Genomic DNA, 21288 nt, shown 5'->3' on the forward strand with positions numbered 1-21288 from the left:
GTTTACATGTCATTATCACAAATTCTTACACCCTCTATACAAAAAGCAATACAGGTATTATTTGATGTTACTGTTGAAAAAATCGAGTTTCAGACGACCAGAAAAGAGTTTGAAGGCGATATTACAATGGTTATTTTTCCTTTGTTAAAAGTGATTAAAAGCAACCCTGCCGAATTGGGTTCTAAAATTGGAAATTATCTGGTAGAAAATGTTGCTGAAGTAGCACGGTTTAATGTGGTTTCAGGTTTCCTGAATATTGTAATTGCAGATCGTTATTATTTGGATTTCTTTAATGAAATAAAAAACAATACAAAATTTGGTTATGTAACACCAAATCCGGAAGATAAAGCTATTATGGTCGAGTATTCTTCACCAAATACAAACAAACCTTTGCACTTAGGGCATGTACGTAATAATTTGTTGGGGTATTCTGTAGCCGAAATTATTAAGGCTTCTGGTAAAAAAGTATATAAAACGCAGATCATCAACGATCGTGGTATTCATATTTGTAAATCGATGTTGGCCTGGGAGAAATTCGGAAACGGAGAGACCCCGGTTACCTCCGGTTTAAAAGGAGATAAATTAGTCGGTAAATATTATGTTGAGTTTGATAAAGCCTATAAAGCCGAAATCTCTCAATTAATGGAATCCGGTAAAACGGAAGAAGAGGCTAAAAAACAAGCTCCGATTATTGTGGAAGCTCAGGATATGCTTAAAAAATGGGAAGCGGCGGATGAAAAAGTGATTGCACTTTGGAAGATGATGAACCAATGGGTTTATGACGGTTTTGCTACTACTTATACCAATCTTGGAGTTAATTTTGACCGTTATTATTATGAAAGTAATACCTACTTATTAGGAAAAGATGTGGTTCAGGTTGGATTGGATAAAGGTGTTTTTGAAAAAGATCCTGATGGTTCAGTTTGGATTGATTTAACCGACGAAGGTTTAGATCGTAAAATCGTACTTCGTTCAGACGGAACTGCTGTTTATATGACACAGGATATAGGAACCGCTATTCAGCGTGTAAAAGATATGCCCGATGTAGGCGGAATGGTTTATACAGTTGGAAATGAGCAGGATTATCACTTCAAAGTATTATTTTTAATTCTGAAAAAATTAGGTTTTGATTGGGCTTCAAGTCTGTATCATTTATCATACGGAATGGTTGATTTGCCTTCCGGAAAAATGAAAAGCCGTGAAGGTACCGTTGTAGATGCTGATGATTTGATGCAGGATATGACAGATACAGCCAAACAAATTTCTGAGGATTTAGGAAAATTGGATAGTTATTCTGATGTTGAAAAAGCCCAATTGTACAAAACAATTGGTCTTGGAGCACTTAAATATTACATCTTAAAAGTAGATCCTAAAAAACGTATTTTGTTTAATCCCGAAGAATCTGTTGATTTTGCCGGAAATACAGGGCCATTTATACAATATACGTATGCAAGAATCCAATCGATTATTCGCAAAGCCGATTTTGATTATAATGTAACGCTGGATGGAGTTGAAGTTCTTCACGAAAAAGAAAAAGAATTGGTAAAACAAATCGAACTTTTTCCTGAGGTAATCCAAAATGCCGCCCAAAATCACAGTCCGGCATTAATTGCAAACTATACTTATGATTTGGTAAAAGAATACAATTCGTTCTACCAGTCCGTACATATTTTAGGAGAAGTTGATCTGACAAAAAAAATATTCAGAGTGCAACTTTCTCAGAAGGTAGCAGAAGTTATAAAATCTGCTTTTAGTTTGTTGGGAATTGAAGTTCCTGAACGAATGTAAATTTTTAAGAATGCAAAAAAAAGAAGAAGCCATCTCAGTCGAGGTGGCTTCTTTTTTTGCTGTGTACTTCTTTCTTGCAAATCTGTTTTTTTATGAGAAATAATGTATGAATAGAAAAAAATGCCATACTACTGATATGGTTCTTTTTTAAGGTTGTTTTTGTTTAACTATCACTATTTTAATAAGTTGTGAGTTTTGTTTGTTTTTAGTTTTGTTAAAAAGTAATATTAGGATTACTTTTTTAATGTTAAATAAGTGATATTTCTTGTTAAAATTATATTAATTAAGTAAGTTGCGCCAAATTATTTAAAAGTTTGAGCAATGAAACAAGAAATTAGAGGATTGGTAATACTGCTTTTTGTGCTTAGTTCACAATTGTTTTATGGACAGGAAAGGGTTGTTTCAGGTATTGTTTCTGACAATATGGGTATGCCATTACCCGGTGTAAGTGTAGTACTAAAAGGAAGTAAGTCCGGGACACAAACAGATTTTGACGGTAAGTTTTCTCTTTCGGTTAAATCCGGTCAGGTTTTGGTGTTTAGTTATATCGGAATGAAAACTCAGGAAGTTGTAGCGAACACATCGGTAGTTACTATTAAATTAATCGGGGCCGCACAAGAATTGGAAGGAGTTGTGGTGACTACCGCATTGGGAATTAAGAGAGACCGGAAATCACTTGGTTATGCGACACAAGAAGTTAATGGTGATGATTTAACAAAAGTGAACACCGGAAACGTTTCCAATTCAATCGCCGGTAAAGTAGCCGGTATTGAAATTAAAAGAAGTGGTAATATTGGAGGATCAACAAATGTTGTAATTCGGGGGTCTAAATCAATTACCGGAAACAATCAGGCGCTTTGGGTAGTGGACGGTATTCCACTAAATAATGACAACTCCAATACATCTGGTCAGAAAACGGGTCGTTCAGGTTTTGATTATGGAAATGCTGCTTCTGACATTAATCCGGATGATATTGAAACCATCAATGTACTAAAAGGAGCTGCCGCATCTGCTTTGTACGGTTCAAGAGCCGGTAATGGTGTAATTATTGTCACGACCAAAAAAGGAAAAAAGACTAAAGGTTTGGGAGTTGTTGTTAGTTCAGGTATCACAGTTGGTACAGTCGACAAAAAGACGCTTCCCGAATATCAAAAGCAATATGGTGGTGGAGACAGTTCTATATTCAGTTCTAAAGTGGACTTAGGTCAAGGCTCATTTCCTACAATAGTAGCTGAGGATGCGTCTTGGGGACCGACATTCAATTCATCTCAAAAGGTTTATAACTGGAATGCTTATTATCCCGAATTAGCTACTTACGGACAGACTTCGCCTTGGGCAGTAGCTAAAAATGGTCCGCTTTCTTTTTTTAATCACTCTACTACTTATACAAATAATATAGCTGTAAGTAATGGAAACGAAAACGGAACTTTTAGATTTGGCTATACTCATTTTGATCAAAGAGGTGTCCTACCCAATAGCTCTATAAAGAAAAATAACTTTAATTTTTCAGGAAGTTATAAAGTGAGCGGAAAAACAGAAATCGCAGCTACAGCAAATTATATTACTTCCGGCGGAACCGGATTAAACGATACAGGATATTCAGATAATATTTTAGGTAGTTTTAGACAGTGGTGGCATACAGATGTAGACATAAGAGAACAAGAACGCGCCTATAAGTTAACAGGTAAAAATATAACATGGAATCCCAGATCAGCTACAGATACAACTCCTTTATATTGGGACAATCCTTATTTTGGACGTTATGAAAATTACAATAGTTTTAATAGAGACCGTTTCTTTGGAAACTTTACTATTACTACCGAAGTTACCAAGTGGTTTTCTGTAACGGGAAGGGGAGCTGTAGATACCTATGCGGAAATTCAGGAAGAAAGAATTGCCATAGGATCAAGTGCTGATAGTAATACTCCGGGTTATGTAAGATTTGATAAAAGATTCAGAGAAATTAATCTTGATTTGTTGCTGAACTTTAAAACTGAAATTACTGAAGGTTTTAACTTTAGAGGCTTGCTTGGTGCATCAAGCAGAAGAAGCCGACTTAGTTCTATTATTTCCGCAACAAACGGTGGTTTGTTAATTCCAAAAATGTACGCCCTTTCTAATTCCGTTAATAGTATTGAAAATCCTGTAGAATCCTTAGATGAATTAGGCGTTAACAGTGCTTACGCCAGCGCTTCTTTTGATTACAAAGAGACTTTTTTTATCGAAGGAACTTTTAGGATTGATGAATCCTCTACTTTGCCAGCAAAAGAGGCAAAGTATAGCTATCCTTCTGTTACGGCAACTTATATATTCAGTAAACATCTGGATTTGCCTTGGTTGGAATTTGGTAAAGTTAGAGTCAATTTTGCTCAGACCGGAAATGATGCTGCGGTGCATGTAATCAATCCTGTCTATGTCAAGGATACGAATTTTAATAATAATCCTCTATTTTCTAATGAAAATGTCCGTAAAAATCCAAACTTAAAATCCGAAACTATTTATGGACAGGAAGCCGGAATTGAGTTGCAGTTTCTTAAACGAAGAATTGGTCTTGAGGCTTCTGTGTATAAGAGCACCACAAAGGATTTAATTATGAATATCACTACCGGTGCTGAAATAGGATACAGTGGAACCACTGTTAATGCAGGAGAACTTACAAATAAAGGAGTTGAATTTACACTTACTTTGGTTCCCGTAAAAACAAAAAATTTCTCCTGGACTTCAAAAATCAACTGGAACAAAAACGAGAGTAGAGTGGTGTCGTTGGCAGATGGTCTTCCGCAGGTTGTTATTGGTACATTTAATCAGGGAACAAGTTTAACAGCAGTCCCGGGACAGCCTCTGGGCGAAATTAAAGGATCGGGGTATAAGTATCTGAATGGAGAAAGAGTAGTAGCTCCAAATGGGAATTATGAGAAAGTCAATAATGTTAGTATTGGTAATGTAACTCCGGATTGGACGGGAGGGATTAACACTATTTTGAGTTATAAAAAACTGACTTTCAGTTTCCTGATAGATGTGAAAAAAGGCGGAGATGTTTTCTCCTTAGATCAGGCCTATGGGCAGGCAAGTGGTCTTTATCAAAATACAGTTGGAACAAATCATCTTGGGAATCCGATTCGAAATAAACTTACTGATGCAAGACCGGGCGGGCAAATTTTGCCGGGAGTTCAGGCCGACGGTAAACCAAATACTGTAAGTGCTGCAGTCACAACTGCTAGTGGAGAATCCAATTTGGGGTATAAGTCTTTCCCGAATCAGGCTTTTGTTTATGATGCCTCTTATGTGAAATTGCGGGAGGTTTCTATTGCTTATCAATTGCCGGCAAAACTATTGGAAGGAACATTTATGAAGAATGTTACCATGGCAGCAAATGGTAGTAATTTATTGATTATTCATAAAAAGCTGCCGTATGCAGATCCTGAATCCGGTTTTAGTTCCGGAAATTTTCAGGGATTTCAGACCGGTGTAATGCCTTCAGTTAGAGAAATTAGTTTTAATGTGAAAGTTCAATTCTAAAAGTCAGAAAAATGAAAAACTTAAAAGATACCGTACTTTTTATAATCTTAGCGTTGAATTTGAATTCCTGCGACAATCTTGAGGGTTTAAATGAGGACACCAAAGCTTATCTAACTCCAGTTCCGGAAGCTCTTATGACTTCTGCACAGGAAAAATATGCCGTTTTTTTAAACAGTGCCTCAGTAAATAGTAACAACTTTAGATTGTATGTGCAACAATGGTCAGAAATTGCCTATCCCGAAGAATCCAGATATGAAATGGCTGCCCGTTCGTTAGGAAATGCAAATTGGGTAGCTTTGTATCGTGATGTACTAAAAGATTTAGTCGATGCAAAGAATAAAATTGCCAACATACCCACTATCGATGTAAAGGCTACTGCTGAGAAACAAAACAAAATTGCAATTATTGAGATCCAGATTGTTCAGGCTTATCAAGCCTTGGTTGACCTTTACGGTAATGTGCCATATTTTGAAGCATTAAATCCAAATGTTTTATTGCCAAAATACGATGACGGATTAACTATTTATAAAGATTTGGGAACGCGTCTCACTACTGCGATAGGCAAATTAGACCCCACGAATAAAAGTTTTGGCAAAGCCGATTTAATTTATGGTGGTGATGTTTCAAAATGGAAGAAATACGGAAATTCAATTCAGATTAGATTGGGGATGCAACTTTCAGATGTAGATGCGGTTCTGGCTAAAAATTTGGTTGAATCGGCTTACAATTCGGGGGCAATGACAAGCAATGAAGATAACGCTATTTTTGAATACACCTCCGCTGAGCCACATTTTAACCCAAACTTTGAAAGTTTTAAGAGTAGAACAGATTTTGCAATATCAGATGTATTCGTAGAGGCTCTGGAAAAACTGAATGATCCAAGAAGAGATTTCTATTTTGACCCTGCTTCTAAAAAAGGAGGGATATATGTTGGTGCGGCTTATGGTTTTAAAGTTGATGTTGCAACGGTTTCTTTATTCAATCCGGCCTTAAAAGAAATAAACTTTAAAGGAGATCTTTTTGATTATGCCGAAACATCCTTTTTACTGGCCGATGCTGCCAACAGAGGTTGGGCAGTGGGTACCGCTAGTACACATTATAATAATGGTATAACGGCAAGTATGAAATATTGGGGGGTGCCTGATGCAGCTATCGCTTCTTATTTGGCACAGCCTAATGTAGCTTTTGCTACTGCAACAGGAAGTAATGCAAAAGAACGAATCGCCTATCAAATGTGGATTGCCTACTACAACAGAGGATTTGAAGCCTGGACCGCATACAGAAGGCTTGATTTTCCAAAACTTATAGCACCCTCTACGGCGGTACCCGATGCGCAGAATAAAGTTCCGGTACGAATGATCTATTCCCATTTGGCTCCTTCTACAAACGGAGCTAATTACGCAGCTGCCTCTGCTGCAATTGGAGGAGATAAAATGACAACTAAATTATTTTGGGATAAGTTTTAGAATGTACAGAAAATTTTGGTTAAGCCATAATTATACAATAAAAACCTTTATTCGTTTTGATCTATTTTGAATTAGTAAGCTTTTAGAAGAACTGAAAAAGGTAAAAAACCGTTTAAATTAATTTTTAAGCGGTTTTTGTTTGTGAAAAAACTTTGCGTTTCTGCGACTTCGCGAGCAAAAATACATAGTGCTAGTTGTATTTTAATCAATAACTTATCGCTTAAATTTTCTCGCCAAGTCGCCAAGCCGCAAAGAAGTTTAAATTACTCTGAAATCGGAGAGTTAAAAAACTTTGCGTTTCTGCGCCTTTGCGAGCAAAAACACATAGTACCACTTACGTTTACTAAATAAAAAAAGCCGGTAATTCAAAAACTACCGACTTTTTTATAACTAAGACAATTATTTTTATTTTACGAACTTCTGGATGATTGCATCACTTTCTGCTTTTGTAGCAGTTGGTTTTAAATCAAACAACAAAGAGTAAAGTGCTTTTCTTTCTACTTTAGCTTCTAAGTTTAAGTCTTTGTTTCTTTCAAAAAGAGTTTGCCATTTGTCACGAACGTTTTTCCAAAGAGCATTGTTTTCTTTCCACCATTTTTGAGCGGCGATACATTTAATGTCCGGAACTTTTGTGTACGTATCGAATCCTTTTTCCTGTGCTAAAACATAATCTTTTCCGGAATCATCTCTTACTACTTTATCATTATCTTGTTCGTGATTCCATCCTGTAGCAGTAATTTCGTGGATGTTTCTTCTTTTTAGAACATTGTAATCATTACGTTTTGTTTGCTCTCTTCTTGGTAACGGTGCATCAGCAACATTTTCCCAGTAATCTTTACCATCTACATGTACCCAAGTTGAAGAACCTTCGTATCTAGGACTGTCATCTACCTGAAAAACTTTTTGTGTCCATTGTCCTTTTACAGCTTTTTTATCCAGTTTTTTATATTTCCATGAAGTTCCTTTATCAAAAGTGTAAAGATCTGTGTTTTCGTACAACCAATCTTGTCTCCAGTGTTTGATGATCATATCATCACTTACAATTAACAAGTGTTGCATTACAATCTTGTTAGGAGTGTCTTCTAAAAGTTCAACCCATTCTAATGCAGATTCGTGTTTAGTTTCAGACGGTTTGTATGTAAGAGTATCCTTGGCATATTGAAAAGTTTCAGCAAAATTAAATTTTACTTCATAGCACCCACACATTGATTTTATTGACTTGATGTCTTGTTGCTTTTTCGCATCCTGACTGAATCCAAGGCTGCATGTTAAAGCCATAACGGCTGAAAAATAGAGGCTTTTTGTAATCATAACTTCAAAATTTTGTTTTAAATTTTTTTGCAAATATAGATAATTTATTTAGAACAATTAAAAATAATCATATATTTGCACCGATTATTAAGATTCAATAAAAATAATGAAAATAAAATTTACCCTTTTTGCAGTACTTGCATTTGTGATACATCTTTCAGCGCAGGAGAAGCAAAAAGATACCGTTAGTTCGAAGGAGGAGTTGTCGGAGGTTGTTGTAACGGGACAGTTTGAGCCACAATCGATTAAGAAGTCGGTTTTTAATGTTCGAGTAATTTCGAGTAAGGATATTCAAAATTTAGCAGCGACTAACTTAGCAGACGTATTGAACCAATATTTGAACATTAATGTTGTACCAAGCGGAACCAGCGGGCGCTCCACAGTATCTTTATTTGGGCTAGATGCTCAGTATTTTAAGATTTTGGTTGATAACGTACCTTTAATAAGTGAATCCGGTTTAGGGAATAATACGGATTTATCTCAGATCAATTTAAATGACGTAGAGCGAATTGAAATTGTTGAAGGGTCAATGGGAGTTTTATACGGTGCTAATGCGGTAAGTGGTGTTTTAAATATCATTACCAAAAAAACATCAGGTTACAAGTGGAGTTTGACTGCTTCTGTACAGGAAGAAACAGTTAAAGATGAATATAAGCTTTTTGATGAGGGACGTCATATACAATCACTAAAGGCAACTCATACATTTAATGAGAATTGGTTTGTAAGCGCTGGTATAAATCGAAATGATTTTCAAGGTTTTTTGGATAATAAAAAAGGAAAAGATTATCCTGAGAATGATGAAAATCGAGGATATAGATGGCTTCCGAAAGAGCAACTTAACGGAACAGCATTAATATCTTATCATAAAGGAAATTTCAGGGTTTTCTACAAATTTGAATTTTTAGATGAAGATGTTGATTATTATAATGCTACTGTACAGTCAAATTTTGATCCGGTATTGGGAGCTTACAGACGTTCTGATGATCAGAGATATTTTAGCAATAGATATTTTCATAACTTGAATGCTACAGGTAAAGTTTTTTCGAAATTAAATTATAATGTTTCTCTTTCTCACCAAAAACAACAGCGAGATGTAGAAAATTTCAGGTATTATTTTAAAACGAAGCAAGAAGAAGATAATGTTACTGTAAAGGATCAGTCTATGGAAGTTTTGTATTCAACGGGAACTTTGAGCAATTTTTTCTCGAACGAAAAAGTTGATTTGCAACTAGGATATGAGTTTGTAAACAATCGTGGGTATTCGCTTGTTCGGGAAGCAAGTAGTAAATATGCTTCGGTTCGTGGAACATTGGAGAATTATGACTTTTTTGCTTCTTCTGAAATACAGGTAGCTCAAAGGTTTTCTATTCGTCCGGGAGCGCGATATTCTTTTCAGTCTAAATTTAAAGATCAATCTGCATTATCCCTTGCTTTGAAATATTTGTTCGATAGTGGTTTTGAGCTTAGAGGTTCTTTAGGAACTTCATTCAGGACTCCAAATTTTGATGAGTTGTATTCAAAAAACATTTTTGACGGACACTTTTTCGTTGGCAATGAAAACCTTATTCCTGAGACTAGCGCTTCTTATGAAATTAGTTTAAAAAAATCATTTCTTTCTGAGACCGGATTTCAAATCTCGAGCACATTTGCTGGAAGTTTTCTTGATGTGGATGATAGAATTGATATGGCTTTTATCGGAGATAATCCTGATACAGGCACACCACAGTACCAATTTGTAAACATTAGCAAGTACAAAATGTGGAATTTCTCTACCATGAACCAATTCAGAAAGGGTGATTTGACTTTTAATTTTGGAGCGGCTATTGTTGGAATATCTCAAAAAATAGAAAATCAGGTTTTTTCTTCAGATGATAAATATCTGTATTCATTTAATATAAATAGTAGTGCTTCTTATACGATTCCAAAATGGGGTACTGTTTTTTCTGCTTATTATAAATACAATGGAAAAACACAGCGATTTATTGAGACTACTTCTCAATATGTAATATCTGACGTATCTCCAAGTAATTGGTTAGATGCTACTGTTCGAAAAACTTTTTTCAAAAATCAGTTTGAAGTAACTGCAGGGGTGAGGAATATTTGTAATGTGACTAATGTCAGACAAACCAATACAAATCAAACAGCAGGACATGGCGGGGCATCTGAAGTTATGCTTGCTTATGGGCGTTCCTATTTCTTAAAATTGACATATAATCTTAATCTATAAATACAAAATCTAAATTACAATGAAAAAAACAATCTTATTTTTATCTTTTGCTTTAGTGACACTTGCTTCTTGTTCAAGTGACGACGATAATGCATATAAACCTGAAGAGGTAACATCTACTTTAGCTGTGTCTGTGGGAGGACCAAATCAGCCAAATCAACTTTATGTAGATTTAAGTACCAGAGCATCTAAGTCAGTAAATAGAGCAACTTGGGATTTTGGATTCTCAGGAGGAGCAGATTTTAGAGTAGTAATAAACGGATCTCTAAAAATGGCAGTAAAAAAATTAGAGACTTCAGATATTACTTTACCACAAGTAAGTGATGCTAACGTTTCTGTTGGAGCAGGAGAAACTGCTGCATCAAACGGTTATGTAGATAATCCGACAGGAGTTTTAGCTGGTGCTGGTGCGGGAATAGGAACTGCAATTGCAGAAGTGTCGGCTACAGATGCTGACAATAAAGTATATTTAGTAAATCTTGGTTCTGCAGTTTCAACAGTTACACCTGGTGTAGGTTCAGTAGAGGTTGACGGAGCGTCAAGAGGATGGAAAAAAGTTAGAATCTTGAGAAGTGGTAATGGGTATAAAATTCAATACGCAGATTTAAATTCAGCGACTTTTACAGAAAAAACAATTGCTAAAGAAGCAGCTTACAATTTTACATTTTTTAGTTTGACTTCAGGAAATACTGTTTCAGTTGAACCGGAAAAAGCAAAATGGGATTTGAACTTCACCGTTTTCACAAATTACTTAAATATGGGTAAAGGAGATGTGACTTATGGGTACTCAGATTTTATTACTACTAACATGAAAGGTGGAACTAAAGTGTACCAGGTTTTAGTTGCTGACGGAGTGAGCTACGCAGATTTTACAAAAGCTAAAGTTGTTGAAGATAAATTTAAAGCTTCAGAGGCAGATCAAAGAATTATCGGTGCTAACTGGAGAGCTGGTGGAGGACCAACTACATTGCCAAGTATTAGAACAGATCGTTTTTATGTAGTAAAAGATGCTGCTGGTGACTACTATAAACTTAGATTCCTTGGGCTGACAGATGCTGCAGGAGTAAGAGGGCATGCTACAGCAGAGTTTGTTATTCTAAAATAATATTTTAGAATGCAAAAAACACTAAAAATCACAAGAATAATTTTTACACTAATCCTAGGAGCAATGATGATTTTAGGAGGTATTCATAAATTTGAATCTCCAAGTCCCGCTCCGACAGAAATAGTGGAAACCATAAAGAAAGGGGAAGAAGTAGCGCCAAATACCGAAGTTCTGAAAATCAAGAATTATATTTTCGGGATGCAACAGACCAATTATTTTTGGCAGTTTCTGGGATTTGTTGAACTCTTGGCGGGCGTATTGCTGATCAGTCAGCTGTTCTCGCTTATGGGAGCTATCATCGCCTTACCGGTAACGATTAACATTTTTTTGTTCCATCTATTCTTAGAACCCGATGAGGTTGGAGAATTGATTCAGATGTCCGTATTATTGCTGATCAACTTGGCTATAATTGGTTTTAGTTTTAAACTTTGGAAACCAATGTTGTACAATAAAACGGCTTTAAAATTTAGTTAATCATTAGCTTTGTTTTTTTTATTTTTTTTTGAGAGAGGTTGGATTTATCTGGCCTCTTTTTTTGTTTTTTATTTTAATCGTTAAAAAGAATTATAAATTAACGTTTAATCCTATCTTTGCAGCGGTTTTTTTAAACAGAATTAACAGGAATTTTAAAGACGCCAGTTTTTAGAAAACCAATCTTCAAATTTATAAGTACTAAGTGAATACAAAATCTTATTTTTTTCAGTCTTTTGCCATTGTAGCATTAGCATTCCTAGCATTCATTGGATTTAAACAAATCTTACCGGACAAAATTTTTTCCGAAAGTAAGACAGATTCCAAGAACATACTTATCGACAGCCTTCTCTTAGAATCGGTGGCGAATGATTCGCTGTCTGCTGAAGAAGATACCCTTTCTGAGGATGAGAGAAGAGATGCAGGAGAAAATATTGTTTTTGATGAATCAGAAGGGATCGAATTCCCATCAGAAACTTTTGATAATTATAAAGGGTATCAATACCTGATTTCTTTTTACGAGAAATTATACCAGTTAGAGAAAAATCCGCAAGCCAAAGTGCGAATCGCTTATTATGGCGATTCTATGACCGATGGTGATTTAATTGTACAAGACGTGCGAATGAATTATCAGGAACGTTTTGGAGGAACAGGAGTTGGTTTTGTTTCGATTATTTCAGAGTCATCTGCATCCAGAGGTTCTGTAAAAACACTGTTTTCTAAAAATTGGAAAACACAATCGTACTTAAATGTAAAAAGACCTATAAGTCCGTTTGGAGTAAACGGACACGTATTCTTTGCAAACGACAGAGCCAATACCACCTGGGTACAATACGAAGCAGGATTAAATAAACATGCAACGGCTTTAGATAATCCGACTTTGTTTTACGGGAAAGCATCCAAAAAAGGAAATGTTAATTTTATTATTGGGAAAGATACCTTGCGAAAAAGCCTTGTTCCGAATAATTTAGTTAATACTTTAAAAGTAACTTCGGGTAGTATAAAATCATTTAAGGCTAATTTCATAAAAGCGGACTCAATTCCTGTTTATGGTTTTAATTTTGATAATGGTAGCGGAGTTCACGTAGACAATTTCTCGCAAAGAGGAAATTCAGGATTGCCAATTTCAACGTTTAATGCCGGTGTGATGCAGGCATTCAACAATAATCTGAAATACGATCTGATTGTACTACACTATGGAACGAATGTGTTGAACTATGGAACCAAAAATTATTCGTGGTACCAAAGAGGAATGACCAAAACCGTAAATAAGATCAAAGAATCGTTTCCGGGAGTTTCTATTCTGATTGTTTCAACAGCCGATAAATCGACTAAATACGATCTTGAAATGAAAACAGATTCGGCCGTAGTTCCTTTAATGAGAGCACAGAAAAGATATGCTTTGGATACAGAATCCGGATTTGTCAATCTGTACACTTTAATGGGAGGCGACGGATCGATGGTGAAATGGGTTGACGAGTCACCAGCAAAAGCCAATAAAGACTACACACACTTTAATCAGCGTGGAGCAAAAGCAATCGGTAATTTATTGTATAGCCAGTTAAACAAAGGATACGAAGAATATAAAATATTGCGTCAAAAGCGAGAAAGTGGCGAGGGATCAAGACCCGTCAGAAAAACGAAAACAGATTCCGTATCTGTTAAAAAAGACAGTATAAATGAATAGACTTATTATTTTCTTTTGTTGTTTCTTTTTCTCTACGAATGACAAACCTCAAAAGACAGCAGCACTTCCAATAAAAAAAAGTATGACTCATAAAGTGGATACAACAGCGATTGATTCTTTTTCTGATGATCGAATTTATAATGCGAAAGTGTTAGAAAGCTTTTTTAAGAAGGTAAAGGATAACGAGAGTCGGAAAAATCAGAAGATAAATATTGTTCATATCGGTGACTCACATATTCAGAGTGATCTAATGACCAATGAAATCAGAAAGAGACTTCAGCAGGAATTTGGTAATGGAGGTCGTGGCTTTGTTTTTCCATATCAGTTGGCCAGAACAAATGGTTCGTACAACGAGCGTTTTAAGTCCAGTAGAGGTTGGGAAAGTTATCGAAATATACTCCCTACAAGAAATGCTCCTGTTGGTTTAAGTGGTATTGCACTTTGGAGGGATAGCGGAGGTTTTGTGGTAGAATTAAAAGTGAAGGACGAAGCTTATAAATTCAACTCAATCCGAATCATAACGCCAAAAAATCAGGACATGTTTGATTTGGCCGTTTCATCTAAAATCAATACAATTCAGACAACGGAGCCAAAAATCATTACCCACAAAATAAAAAAGGGAGAAGCACTTTCGACTATTGCAGATAAGTACAATGTTTCGGTTTCAGAAATAAAGAGAAACAATCACTTAAAGTCAAATGCAATTCGTGCCGGCAGAACATTGAAAATTGCCACAAACGAAAAGAGAACAAAAAATGTTTCTGTTTCAGAATTTGTTCCCTTGCAGTTGGAATCGGATTCGTTTTCTCATTATTATAATTCTGATAAAGCACTGGATAAAATTTTTCTGATTCCAAATAAAAGCGCTTCAAAATACGAACTGAGTGGACTTGTTTTAGAAAAGGAAACACCGGGACTAGTGTACAGCAGTATTGGGGTAAATGGAGCCAAGTTTTCAGATTACAATAAATATCCGTTGTTTTTTGAGCAATTAAAAGCGCTTCGTCCGGACATGGTGGTTTTTTCACTTGGGACAAACGAAAGCTATGACAAAATGGATGCTTCGGCCTATATCCAGCAGTTACGAGAGTTTATTAGTAACCTGAAAGCGCAAAATATAAACGTTCCTATTATTGTGGCAACACCGCCTCCGTCTTTTCTTAAAGGCAGAAGACCCAATACGTATGTTGCCGATTATACCAAACATATTATTGGAATCGCCAAAACAGATGATTTTGCCGTTTGGGATTTATTCGATGAATTTGGAGGTTTGAATGGGGTTCGGAGATTGAGAACAGAGGGATTAATAGGACCGGATTGGGTTCACTACTCTAAAAACGGATACGAAAAACAAGGAAAGTTGTTTGCAGAAGCATTTTTAAAAGCATACGATAATTTTAAATTAAAAAAATAAGTTGATAACAGTTAATAGCATAAATGATTGGTTTGTTCATAATTTTGGTGAAATAACCATCGAACAAGTTAAAGGTTGGTTTATATATAATCCCGAAGAAAAGTTACTGTTTAATACCGGTTTGTTTCTCGGATTGTTTTTGGTTTTTTATTTCGTGTACGCCTTTTTGCGTAAGACATTCTATTTGCGTCTGACCTACGTAATCTTGTTTTCGCTTTTCTTTTATTACAAGTCTAGCGGAATTTACTTTTTACTGCTGCTGCTTTCTTCCGTAGTCGACTATGGACTGAGCCAGATTATTTACAGGCAAAAGAAAGACAGCATAAAGAAAATTTATCTGGTAATAAGTGTTATTCTGAACTTAGGATTGCTGGGGTATTTTAAATACATGAACTTTATGATTGTGACCTACAATGATATGTTCAATGGTAATTTTCAGCTTCATGATGTTTTCCTTCCGGTGGGAATTTCGTTTTATACCTTTCAGTCGATGAGTTATATTATCGAAATTTATCGTGAAGAAATCAAACCAACAAAGAATTACATCGAATATTTATTCTTCGTTTCCTTCTTCCCGCAATTAGTGGCAGGACCAATTGTACGCGCTAAAGATTTTCTTCCACAGATTTATCAAAAGCTGAATCTGACTAGAGAAGATGTAAATAATGCCTTATTCCTTATTATTGGCGGATTAATCAAGAAAACAGTTATCTCAAATTACATATCGGTAAACTTCGTAGACCGTGTTTTTGATACTCCGATGACGTATACCTCATTTGAGAATTTAATGGCGTCTTACGGATATGCGATTCAGATCTACTGTGACTTTTCAGGATATTCAGATATGGCAATTGGTATCGCTTTGTTGTTAGGATTTAAATTACCTGCCAACTTTAGAACCCCATATAAATCAACGTCAATTACCGATTTCTGGAGAAGATGGCACATTTCGTTGTCGACCTGGTTAAAAGACTTTTTGTATATTTCGATTGGAGGAAACCGTGAGGGATCTTTCGCAGGATATTTATTCCCGAGTTTATTTTTCTTCGGATTATTGCTTTGGGGAATTACAAACATCAATGTTAGTGTAATCCCGTTAGTTATTGCCGGAAGCTCTATTGTTGTTTTTGCACTGACCTTTTTGCTTTCCAGTAAAAAAAGCCAAACTGCTGTAACCAACTTTAACTTGTTTACCACAATGCTTTTGGGCGGATTGTGGCACGGGGCAGGGGCACAGTTTATTATCTGGGGAGCCTTACACGGATTAGCATTGGCTGTACACAAAATATTTTTGGAATTTTTCCCAGCCAAAAAAGATAGCAAAAGACCGGCTATATGGACTTTTATCTCCATTGTAATTACATTTCATTTCGTGGTCTTCTGCTGGATCTTTTTCCGTGCAAGAGATTTTGATACGGCATTGCAGGTAATTAATAATATCGGTCAGTTAACATTCGAACCGGAACAATGGAAAGTGATTGTTTTAGGATATAAAAATGTATTCCTGTTAATGTTGTTCGGTTACGTTTGGCATTTCTTACCGGAATTGTTTACCACAAAATTAAAATGGACTTTTGACAGGACGCCGTTACTTTTAAAAGCGGTAGTCTTAGGTTTTGTTTACTGGATTGTTTATGCAACCGCAGTAGCAGGATCACAACCGTTTATCTACTTCCAGTTTTAAGGGGGTAGGTTTAAAGGTTCAGAGGTACAAAGGTGCAAAGTTTATTCTTTGTGCCTTTTTTTTAGCTTAACCGCAGAGTGCACAATGGGTTACGCAAAGTTCGCAAAGATTTTTTTATATAAAGCTTTGCAAATTTTGCTTCAAGAGAAACAAAAATCTTTACATGCTATTATGTTCGCAATAAAAAACTTTCACGCAGATTTAGCAGATAGTTTTTATCGAAATAACAAAACAAAAATATCCGCTTAATCTGCGTGAAAAGACTTTGCTGCCTTTGCGGTTAAATCCATCGCAATGCATCTGAAACTTAAAGCAAAATCTCCCCAACTTTCCCATTAAATAAAAATTGCCTAAAATATCTAATTAGATTATCTTTGCAGCTCAAATAAAGAAAATAGTATGTTTGATAATTTAAGTGATAAGTTAGATAAAGCGTTCCATATATTAAAAGGACACGGGAAAATTACAGAAGTAAACGTTGCCGATACCTTAAAAGAAGTTCGTCGTGCCTTGTTAGATGCCGATGTTAACTTTAAAATTGCTAAAGATTTTACAACCAAAGTAAAAGAAAAAGCAATAGGTCAGGACGTTTTAACGACACTTCAGCCAGGTCAGTTATTAGTAAAGTTAGTCAAAGACGAACTAACCGAATTAATGGGTGGAGATGTTGCAGGAGTTAATCTTTCCGGTAACCCAAGCATTATTTTAATGTCTGGATTACAAGGTTCAGGTAAAACTACTTTCTCTGGAAAATTAGCGAACTTTTTAAAAACTAAGAAAAACAAAAAGCCACTTTTAGTAGCTTGTGATATCTACCGTCCTGCGGCGATCAATCAGTTGCATGTAGTAGGGGATCAAATAGGTGTTGAGGTATACTCTGAACCGGAAAATAAAAATCCTGTGGAGATTGCTCAAAATGCAATCAAACACGCAAAAGCAAACGGTTTTAATGTCGTAATTGTCGATACAGCCGGACGTTTAGCGGTAGATCAGGAAATGATGGATGAAATTGCTCGTGTTCACAAAGCAATTCAGCCTCAGGAAACTTTGTTTGTGGTTGATGCTATGACAGGACAAGATGCTGTAAACACGGCAAAAGCCTTCAATGACATCTTAAACTTTGACGGAGTTATTTTAACGAAATTAGACGGTGATACTCGTGGTGGAGCTGCAATCTCGATTAAATCGGTTGTTAACAAACCAATCAAATTTGTAGGTACTGGCGAGAAGATGGAAGCAATTGATGTTTTCTATCCGGATCGTATGGCAGAGCGTATCTTAGGTATGGGAGATGTTGTGTCTCTTGTTGAAAGAGCGCAGGAACAATTTGATGAAGAAGAAGCCAGAAAACTTCAAAAGAAAATCGCTAAAAACGAATTTGGTTTTGACGACTTCCTGACGCAGATTCAACAAGTGAAAAAAATGGGTAATATGAAAGACCTGGTTGGAATGATTCCGGGAGCTTCAAAAGCCATGAAAGATGTTGAAATCGAAGATGATGCTTTCAAACATATAGAAGCCATCATTCATTCGATGACGCCAATTGAACGAAGCAAACCTTCCATAATCGACGTAAAAAGAAAAGCCAGAATTGCTAAAGGTTCCGGAACGAAAGTCGAGCAGGTAAATCAGTTAATGAAGCAGTTTGACCAAATGAGTAAGATGATGAAAATGATGCAGGGTCCGGGCGGAAAAAATCTGATGAAAATGATGGGAGGCATGAAAGGAATGCCAGGCGGAATGCCGAGATAAAATAAAAAGAGTTTCAAGTTTTAGGTTTCAGGTTTTTGAGACTAAAATTTGAAACTTTTTTGATTAACACAAATATCAGTTTCTACTTCTCGAAACTTGAAAACAGTAAACTTGAAACTTTAAATATAAAATGCAACTACTAGACGGTAAAAAAACAGCTGAAGACATTAAAAACGAAATCGCAGCCGAAGTTCAATCGATAAAAGAAGCCGGAGGAAAAGTACCTCATTTGGCAGCAGTAATCGTGGGGACCGACGGAGCAAGCTTAACTTACGTGGGAAGTAAAGTAAGATCTTGCCAGCAAATTGGCTTTGATTCAACTTTGGTAAGTTTACCGGAAGATATTACGGAAGAAGCACTGTTGGCAAAAATCAAAGAGTTAAATGAAGATAATGACCTTGACGGATATATCGTTCAGTTGCCTTTGCCAAAACATATTGACGAACAGAAGATCTTAATGGCAATTGATCCAATTAAAGATGTTGATGGTTTTCATCCGACCAATTTTGGGAAAATGGCTTTAGAAATGGACACATTCATTCCGGCCACTCCATTTGGAATTATGCAACTATTAGAGCGTTATAATATTGACACTAATGGGAAACATACTGTTGTAATTGGAAGAAGCCACATCGTGGGACGCCCAATGAGTATTTTGATGAGCCGTAAAGGAAATCCGGGAGATTCAACCGTAACCTTAACACACAGCAGAACTAAAAACATAGAAGAGTTTACCAGAAAAGCTGATATTATTATCACTGCTTTAGGAGTTCCAAATTACCTGAAAGCAGATATGGTAAAAGATGGAGTAGTAGTTATTGACGTTGGAATTACAAGAGTTGATGATGCTTCACACCCAAAAGGATATATCATTACAGGTGATGTTGATTTTGACGGAGTAAGTAAAAAAGCTTCATACATTACACCGGTACCGGGCGGAGTGGGCCCTATGACCATTGCCATGTTACTTAAAAATACACTTTTGGCACGCCAAATGCGAAGTGCAAAATAAATATAAAGCACAAAAATATTAGTACACAAAGCTCATCCTTGGATGGGCTTTGTTGTTTTTAATCCTTTTAGGTGTATTTATTTTGGCATATTCAGAATAAAAGAAAATCAATGATAATTTAGGTTTTGAGCTATTGCTTCTGATTTTATTCCCTTTTTTTTGGCAAAAAAGACTAAGAACAAGGTTTGGTTTTTCTAAGACAATAATCAAATCAACTTTACCTGATAATAACCACGATGTCACCCTGAGCGGAGTCGAAGACCCCATCGTTTGACTATGTGATAGCAATGTGTTTCTTTTTTTTATTCTGCTTGATAAGTAAAATCCATGTTTCTATGTGTTAAATATAATTTTGCGACCCGGGTAAAGCGAATTGTTAAAGTAATGGCAGCCAAAGGCAGTTTTTAATATATTATTAATACTTTAAAGTTTTGGGTTTTAAAAATAAAGGATACTTTTGCAGCACTTTAAAAAAAACTTCTCCAATGGACGATTATTATTCGTTAGTGTTAAATTGAAAATAGCTTTTGAATCCTTTCAAAATGCTATTATAAAACCCTGTATTTTGAAATGAAAGCCTTTTACAAAAACAACAATGGATTAATTGAAATCAAAGAATGGATTCCAAATTGCTGGATTAGCATAGAATCTCCAACCGCAGCAGAAAAAAAATACTTATTAGAAGAACTGCAAATCCCTGAAGCATTTTACAATGATATTGAGGATATTGATGAAAGACCTCGTATGGAAGCGGAAGATGGGTGGACTTTGTTTATTCTTCGTGTTCCCATAAAAAGCAATGATGTAAAATTACCTTTTCAGACCGTTCCGGTCGGACTGATTTTTAAAGACGATATTTGCGTTACCATCAGTTTTTATGAAACAGAAATTATGTCTGATTTTGTAGTCTATAGTCAAAGAAAAAATATTGAGATAAAAGACAATTTTGACCTGGTACTGAGATTATTATTGTCATCCAGTATCTGGTATTTAAAATACCTGAAACAAATCAATCAAAAAATAAAACTGGCAGAGGACAATTTAGAAAAATCTATTAAAAATGAGGAATTACAAGCCTTGCTTCAGATAGAAAAGTGTCTGGTATTCTTTATTACCTCTTTAAAAGGCAATGATGTTTTGTTTCACCGAATCAGAAATTTAAAAGCTCAGAAAGCCAATTATGATCCGGATTTGTTGGAAGATGTTGAAATCGAGTTGAGTCAGGCGCAGGACACCGCAAATATTTACAGCAACATTCTCACGGGAATGATGGATGCTTATGCCTCGGTAATTTCGAATAATATGAACAATATTATGAAACAAATGACTTCAATCTCGATTATCCTGATGATTCCCACATTGATTGCCAGTTTGTATGGTATGAATGTGCCGAATGGTTTGGAGGAAAGTAAATTTGGTATCTGGATCGTTCTTTTTGTTTCGATTGTTTTATCTGTTTTTGGTGTCTTTTTGTTTAAAAGAAGAAGATGGTTTTAAAAATAAAATAAAGTCATTCATTATAATGTAAATAAACAAGCCTGTTCTACGGAATAGGCTTTGTTGTTTTTTAAGTAGAAAGAGATAAAGTTTCTAAGTTTCTAAGATTCTAAGTTTTTGGATTGTAAATGTGATAAGAACCTAACCCGATTGCTAATTGAAAGCCATCTGTCAGGCTGAGCGAAGTCGAAGTTCTTTTAAGGTAGAGAGCCCTTCGACTTCGCTCAGGGGGACACTTTTTGATTAGAAAGAGGTAAAGGCTCTGAGATGCTAAGTTTCTAAGTTTTTGGAGTGTTGGATAACTCGGACCTAGTTCGACTACTAGTTTTCCTGCAGTAGTAAAATAATTATCGGG

The 21288-nt window shown here is 35.8% G+C and carries 13 protein-coding genes; 12 read left to right on the plus strand and 1 reads right to left on the minus strand.

The window, feature by feature from the left end:
* Positions 1-6 precede the first annotated feature (6 nt).
* From argS to G3A47_RS08625, 3 genes are all read left to right on the plus strand, one after another.
* Positions 7-1788, plus strand: coding sequence for an arginine--tRNA ligase (argS, locus tag G3A47_RS08615; RefSeq protein WP_166921755.1), 1782 nt, complete (start codon positions 7-9; stop codon positions 1786-1788).
* 321 nt (positions 1789-2109) lie between these two features.
* Positions 2110-5307: a SusC/RagA family TonB-linked outer membrane protein gene (locus tag G3A47_RS08620; RefSeq protein ID WP_166921756.1), complete on the plus strand. Its 3198-nt coding sequence runs from the start codon at positions 2110-2112 to the stop codon at positions 5305-5307.
* 11 nt (positions 5308-5318) lie between these two features.
* The gene (locus G3A47_RS08625; RefSeq protein ID WP_166921757.1) at positions 5319-6773 is read left to right on the plus strand and encodes a SusD/RagB family nutrient-binding outer membrane lipoprotein; all 1455 of its coding nucleotides are present in this window, start codon (positions 5319-5321) and stop codon (positions 6771-6773) included.
* Between the two features lie 405 nt (positions 6774-7178).
* On the opposite strand, the gene G3A47_RS08630 is transcribed toward G3A47_RS08625, so the two are convergent.
* A complete protein-coding gene (locus tag G3A47_RS08630; RefSeq protein WP_166921758.1) occupies positions 7179-8084 on the minus strand; it encodes a DUF6607 family protein in 906 nt (301 codons plus the stop codon).
* Between the two features lie 106 nt (positions 8085-8190).
* On the opposite strand from G3A47_RS08630, the gene G3A47_RS08635 reads away from it, so the two are divergent.
* The 9 genes from G3A47_RS08635 to G3A47_RS08675 all read left to right on the plus strand — a co-directional run bounded on the left by G3A47_RS08635 (position 8191) and on the right by G3A47_RS08675 (position 20933).
* Positions 8191-10311 (plus strand): TonB-dependent receptor plug domain-containing protein, encoded by a 2121-nt coding sequence (locus G3A47_RS08635; protein WP_166921759.1) that lies wholly within the window; start codon positions 8191-8193, stop codon positions 10309-10311.
* Positions 10312-10330: 19 nt separating this feature from the next.
* A complete protein-coding gene (locus G3A47_RS08640) occupies positions 10331-11416 on the plus strand; it encodes an HmuY family protein (RefSeq protein ID WP_166921760.1) in 1086 nt (361 codons plus the stop codon).
* Positions 11417-11425: 9 nt separating this feature from the next.
* Positions 11426-11890 (plus strand): DoxX family membrane protein, encoded by a 465-nt coding sequence (locus tag G3A47_RS08645; RefSeq protein ID WP_166921761.1) that lies wholly within the window; start codon positions 11426-11428, stop codon positions 11888-11890.
* A 202-nt stretch (positions 11891-12092) separates the two neighbouring features.
* Positions 12093-13574, plus strand: coding sequence for an SGNH/GDSL hydrolase family protein (locus G3A47_RS08650; protein ID WP_166921762.1), 1482 nt, complete (start codon positions 12093-12095; stop codon positions 13572-13574).
* Entirely contained in the window at positions 13567-14988 is a 1422-nt protein-coding gene (locus G3A47_RS08655) for a GDSL-type esterase/lipase family protein (protein ID WP_166921763.1), read from the plus strand. The genes G3A47_RS08650 and G3A47_RS08655 overlap by 8 nt, the downstream gene beginning before the upstream one ends.
* 1 nt (position 14989) lies before the next feature.
* On the plus strand, positions 14990-16672 hold the full coding sequence (locus tag G3A47_RS08660) for an MBOAT family O-acyltransferase (protein ID WP_166921764.1): 1683 nt from the start codon (positions 14990-14992) through the stop codon (positions 16670-16672).
* A gap of 399 nt (positions 16673-17071) precedes the next feature.
* Complete coding sequence (gene ffh / locus G3A47_RS08665; RefSeq protein WP_166921765.1) at positions 17072-18424, plus strand: signal recognition particle protein; 1353 nt, start codon at positions 17072-17074, stop codon at positions 18422-18424.
* Between the two features lie 130 nt (positions 18425-18554).
* Positions 18555-19436 (plus strand): bifunctional 5,10-methylenetetrahydrofolate dehydrogenase/5,10-methenyltetrahydrofolate cyclohydrolase, encoded by an 882-nt coding sequence (locus tag G3A47_RS08670; RefSeq protein ID WP_166921766.1) that lies wholly within the window; start codon positions 18555-18557, stop codon positions 19434-19436.
* Positions 19437-20006: 570 nt separating this feature from the next.
* Positions 20007-20933: a magnesium transporter CorA family protein gene (locus tag G3A47_RS08675; RefSeq protein ID WP_166921767.1), complete on the plus strand. Its 927-nt coding sequence runs from the start codon at positions 20007-20009 to the stop codon at positions 20931-20933.
* The last annotated feature ends 355 nt before the right edge of the window (positions 20934-21288 follow it).

The sequence above is a fragment of the Flavobacterium poyangense genome, assembly GCF_011751075.1.
Classification (GTDB): Bacteria; Bacteroidota; Bacteroidia; order Flavobacteriales; family Flavobacteriaceae; genus Flavobacterium; species Flavobacterium poyangense.

What these genes read in the sequence shown, in the direction of transcription:
- argS (WP_166921755.1), top strand. Translation starts at nt 7, where the DNA reads ATGTCATTATCACAAATTCTTACACCCTCTATACAAAAAGCAATACAG.
- G3A47_RS08620 (WP_166921756.1), top strand. Translation starts at nt 2,110, where the DNA reads ATGAAACAAGAAATTAGAGGATTGGTAATACTGCTTTTTGTGCTTAGT.
- G3A47_RS08625 (WP_166921757.1), top strand. Translation starts at nt 5,319, where the DNA reads ATGAAAAACTTAAAAGATACCGTACTTTTTATAATCTTAGCGTTGAAT.
- G3A47_RS08630 (WP_166921758.1), bottom strand. Translation starts at nt 8,084, where the DNA reads ATGATTACAAAAAGCCTCTATTTTTCAGCCGTTATGGCTTTAACATGC.
- G3A47_RS08635 (WP_166921759.1), top strand. Translation starts at nt 8,191, where the DNA reads ATGAAAATAAAATTTACCCTTTTTGCAGTACTTGCATTTGTGATACAT.
- G3A47_RS08640 (WP_166921760.1), top strand. Translation starts at nt 10,331, where the DNA reads ATGAAAAAAACAATCTTATTTTTATCTTTTGCTTTAGTGACACTTGCT.
- G3A47_RS08645 (WP_166921761.1), top strand. Translation starts at nt 11,426, where the DNA reads ATGCAAAAAACACTAAAAATCACAAGAATAATTTTTACACTAATCCTA.
- G3A47_RS08655 (WP_166921763.1), top strand. Translation starts at nt 13,567, where the DNA reads ATGAATAGACTTATTATTTTCTTTTGTTGTTTCTTTTTCTCTACGAAT.
- ffh (WP_166921765.1), top strand. Translation starts at nt 17,072, where the DNA reads ATGTTTGATAATTTAAGTGATAAGTTAGATAAAGCGTTCCATATATTA.
- G3A47_RS08670 (WP_166921766.1), top strand. Translation starts at nt 18,555, where the DNA reads ATGCAACTACTAGACGGTAAAAAAACAGCTGAAGACATTAAAAACGAA.
- G3A47_RS08675 (WP_166921767.1), top strand. Translation starts at nt 20,007, where the DNA reads ATGAAAGCCTTTTACAAAAACAACAATGGATTAATTGAAATCAAAGAA.